The 414-nt window shown below is 38.9% G+C and carries 1 protein-coding gene; it reads left to right on the top strand.

Features of this window, described 5'->3' with window-relative positions; all coding sequences use genetic code 11:
• Nucleotides 1-414 (top strand): transposase (locus SB658_RS22070; protein WP_410602329.1); only part of this gene is annotated, 414 nt, incomplete at both ends.

The raw sequence follows: 414 nt of genomic DNA, 5'->3' as shown, positions 1-414 counted from the left end.
GCCTTACACTCGTCCAAGAACAAAAGCTGGTTATTTGAAAAAGAGTGAATACGTATATGATGCATATTTTGATTGTTACATTTGCCCCAACGGGCAAATTCTCTCTTATCGTACAACGACTAGAGAAGGCTATAAGCAATATGCGTCTGAGTCAGAGATATGTAAGTCCTGCTCGTATTTAGATAACTGTACACAAAGTCAAAATCACACCAAACAAATTCATCGGCATATTTGGCAGGACTATCTAGATGAAGCAGATCATCTGAGACTGACACAAATGAATAAAGACATTTATGCAAAACGGAAAGAAACAATAGAACGCGTTTTTGCGGATGCAAAAGAAAAGCATGGTATGCGTTGGACGAAACTTCGTGGACTCAAAAAAGTTTCAATGCAGGCGATGCTTACTTTCGC

Origin of the sequence: Bacillus sp. SIMBA_008 (assembly GCF_046535495.1) — a bacterium.
Lineage (GTDB): Bacteria > Bacillota > Bacilli > Bacillales > Bacillaceae > Bacillus > Bacillus subtilis.
This window is presented reverse-complemented; position numbering and strand designations above follow the sequence as displayed.